General features: G+C 47.7%; 1 protein-coding gene. It reads right to left on the bottom strand.

Annotated features, from left to right (window positions below; translation table 11 throughout):
* The coding region (locus tag ACXAH1_RS24620) for a transposase (RefSeq protein WP_475200331.1) at nt 1–835 on the bottom strand (835 nt) is incomplete at its 3' end.
* Nucleotides 836–917 lie beyond the last annotated feature (82 nt).

Genomic DNA, 917 nt, shown 5'->3' with positions numbered 1-917 from the left:
AGTTTTCTGGCTCTATTTGTAATCGGGCGAGAATAGGCTGGATTTCGCAGATGTAACCTCGCTTGTCTGCTCGAACGCATCGGCCGGTGAGTTCTACGAGTTCAATGTAGTACTTAAGCTCAAAGGGTAATCCTTTGGGCATGTTTTGTCTGGGGTTGCCAGCAAAACGCAGAAGGTTCTTCGGTTGCGTGCTGTTCTGGACGTGTTCAATGCGTTTTTTGATGCTGGTATGGTCAGAGGTTTCGGGTGTGTTGGCCATTTTGGCTCTGATTGGATTGAGGTCAACATAGGCCATGCAGGCGGCCAGAGCGGCTTCATCGAGTAGTGCCTGGGACTTAAATCTGCCCTCCCAGAACCGGCCTGTACAGCCATCTTCTTTATTGGCTCGGCGGGCAATGTCTTCGTTCAGTACGCGCATAAACCAGCTAATACTCGCAAGTCTCTCCCTATACTTCTCGATAATATCGTCAAGCATCAAACGCTCAGACGGATTAAGTTCGTTACCTTCGATGAATTTGTGCGTCAGCCAGTTTCCCTTAAATAGCTTATGCCAGCGGATGACGATGGCTTTGTCATTCAATCGATTGGCTTTTTTATCATCCACATATAATACGATATGGGTATGATTGCTCATGACAGCGTAAGCGCAGATATCGATACAGAAAATGGTGCCCAGCAGGAGAAGCTTTTCTTCAACCCATTCACGGCGATGCTCATAAGATTGGCCTGTTAATGGATCCTCACCACATAGAAAGGCACGCCTGACACAGCGCGAGATGCAATGGTAGTATTTTGTGTCAACTAAACTGACCTGGTTTTTCCGTGCCATTGGCATTTGCTTCGTCCTTGTCCTTGGAGCAGGTTAAAAGCTTAGATGGCGGAGGCATAGCAGACAAGTTTTTGAATGGGTGTCTGCG

The sequence above is a fragment of the Pseudoalteromonas sp. AWH4_217 genome, assembly GCF_056161105.1.
This window is presented reverse-complemented; position numbering and strand designations above follow the sequence as displayed.